The sequence below is a fragment of the Sulfuricurvum sp. RIFOXYD12_FULL_44_77 genome (genome assembly GCF_001830725.1).
Taxonomy (GTDB): Bacteria; Campylobacterota; Campylobacteria; order Campylobacterales; family Sulfurimonadaceae; genus Sulfuricurvum; species Sulfuricurvum kujiense_A.
In genome coordinates this window covers 1-2,609 of sequence record NZ_MIBU01000290.1, presented here as the reverse complement: position 1 = coordinate 2,609, position 2,609 = coordinate 1, and the positions used below count along the sequence as shown (strand labels likewise).

Sequence of the window (2,609 nt, the reverse complement as noted above, 5' to 3'; positions counted from 1 at the left end):
ATGTGGTTGTTTTTACCGACATTACAAAGCTCAATCAATTAGCGACTCAGGATGTGTTGACACAAGTTGCCAATCGATTTAAATTTGATCAGGTATTAGAACACTCTATTGCATTGTCTCAAAGGTACGGGCGTCCCCTTTCGATTATGATTATAGACGTGGATCATTTTAAAGCGGTTAATGATACCTACGGTCATTTGATCGGTGATGAAGTACTCAAAAAATTAGCCAAAATTTTGAGTGACGGAATCCGTAAAAGTGATGTTATTGCACGTTGGGGCGGGGAAGAGTTTGTTGTTTTACTCCCTGACAGTGAGCTCACTTCCGCGGTTAAACTAGCGGAAACTTTACGCGCGAAAGTGGCTGAAAGTGATTTTACTCCTGCTAAAAATATGACATGTTCGATCGGTGTTGTACGATGGAATGACGGAGATACTCCCGATCAGCTTCTCAAGCGTGTGGATGAAAAACTTTACACTGCCAAAGAGAGCGGTAGAAATAGGGTCATTAGTTAAGAAAAAGTTATTTTAAGATAAAATGTAAAATCAACTTATACAAAGTTTCAGAGTGGATTTTGTTGTGTCTCAATAAGGGAATATATGAGTTTTAAGCGTCGTGTACAACTCTCCATTACGTTGCTGATATTTGCAGTATCGACGATTTTAACGGCTTATTTTCTCTATCATGAAAAACAAATGGCATCTGAGAAAGCGTTAACATCATCGCAAAATATTAAACGGGTGTATGATTTTATTCAGAAAGATTTAGAATCTTTCTATATTTTTCGTGCTTATGCAAACCTCCGATCACCCGGTATCAAAGAAGCGATGAGTGCACGTGATTCGGCGAAATTGTATGAACTGACACTAACCCGCTACCATACACTTCGTGAAGAAAATCCTCATCTTATGGTTATGCAGTTTCACGCACCCGATGGAAAGTCGATTCTTCGGATGCACAGAAAAGAGATATTTGGAGACGATATCGCGTCCCGTCGTCCTATGATAAAGAAAACTCACAGATCGCAAAAGGTGCATAGTGGATTTGAGGGGGGAATAGAGGGGATCGCGTATCGGATTGTTGTCCCTTTTAGCGATCAAAACAGCTACATCGGTGCATTGGAATTTGGAATTGATCCGGATGCTATTATTGGCAAACTGATTCAAACTACCAAAATGGAAACCCTTTTTATGCTTCACGAGAGTCGTATGGCGGCGGCTGATACTCAAAAGTATCAAGCACACTACAGCGGATACCGTTTACCCCATTTGAGCCCTTTTCAAAAACCGTTAATTGAAGCGTTTGTTAAAGAGAATCCGGCGCTAAACCAGCGTATTATCCATCTTCAAGGGAAAGAGTATGATGTTATCCCTATTCATTTGAGAGGTAATGATGGAAACCCTATCGGTATGTTCTTATGTTTCAATGACGTTACACGAGGGTATCAAGAGGTTTTGGAAGTTATTTTTGAGAGTTTGATGGTGACCCTCGTCATAACCATAATCCTTTTAGGGATTGTTGAATACGTGTTTAACCGTATGATGAAGAAAATGCTCTATCAAGAGACCTATACATCGACGATTCTTAATTCTCAAAAAAATATTATTGTCGTTATGGATGATGGAGAAATTATTTATGCCAATACGGCTTTCTATAATTATTTTCACTACCGTTCACTGGAGGAATTTCATCAGAATCATCGATGTATTTGTGACCTCTTTGAATCGGTCGAAACGGAAAACTTTTTACAGCCTCAGACCGATGGAATGGGGTGGACTGAATATATTTTGGCACATCAAGAGCGAGAACACCGAGTCAAAATGAGTGTTGAGGGAAAAACATCAACCTTTACGGTAGATGTGCAGATGATGGAGTATGAAGATGCTCTTCGCTATGTCGTTATTTTCAACGACATTACCAATCTGAACAATTTAGCGACGTTGGATCGATTGACTCAAATCGCAAACCGTTTTGAATTTGACAAGATATTAGGACATTCGATAGAGGTTTCTCGTCGCTATAAACGATCGTTTTCTATCCTTTTGCTCGATATCGACCATTTTAAATCGGTTAATGACCATTTCGGCCACTTGGCGGGTGATGAGGTTCTTAAAACATTCAGTGAGCTGTTGCGTAAGCAGATTCGTCAAAGTGACGTAGTGGCTCGCTGGGGGGGAGAAGAGTTCATTATTCTTCTTCCGGATACCTCATTGGCCTCCGCGATTAAAATGGCAGATGCACTGCGTCAACGGATTGAAGTGAATCCGTTTGATACGGTCGGTACCATAACATGCTCGATCGGTGTAGCGGAGTTCAATACGTTTGAGAGAGCGGATGATTTATTGCATCGAGCCGATGAGAAGCTCTATAAGGCAAAACACAGCGGTCGAAATAGGGTGATTGCTTAAAGAAAAACGGATACTTTTATAAAAACCTGCCAAACAAGTGCAGCCGTGATACCTGCGGCAAATCCGGCGATGATGTCATCTCCCATCACACCCAATCCCCCTTTAGCTTCACGATCAATCCGACCGATAATTGAGGGTTTTTTGATGTCATAAATGCGAAAAAAGATAAAGCTAAGGGCTATCTGGAGAGCGATTCCGTTC

The 2,609-nt window shown here is 40.9% G+C and carries 3 protein-coding genes; 2 read left to right on the top strand and 1 reads right to left on the bottom strand.

All coding sequences use genetic code 11. The annotated features are described in order from the left end of the window. Together A2517_RS10750 and A2517_RS10745 are read left to right on the top strand one after the other, a co-directional pair. Positions 1 to 515 (top strand): GGDEF domain-containing protein (locus A2517_RS10750; RefSeq protein WP_294896894.1); only part of this gene is annotated, 515 nt, incomplete at its 5' end. 84 nt (positions 516 to 599) lie between these two features. Then, positions 600 to 2,408 carry a diguanylate cyclase gene (locus A2517_RS10745; protein ID WP_294896892.1) on the top strand — a complete coding sequence of 603 codons (1,809 nt, stop codon included), beginning with the start codon at positions 600 to 602 and terminating at the stop codon, positions 2,406 to 2,408. Here A2517_RS10745 and A2517_RS10740 read toward each other — a convergent pair. Continuing rightward, on the bottom strand, positions 2,405 to 2,609 hold a 205-nt coding region (locus A2517_RS10740), incomplete at its 5' end, for a phosphatidylglycerophosphatase A (protein WP_294896890.1). The two genes, A2517_RS10745 and A2517_RS10740, sit on opposite strands and share 4 nt — an antisense overlap.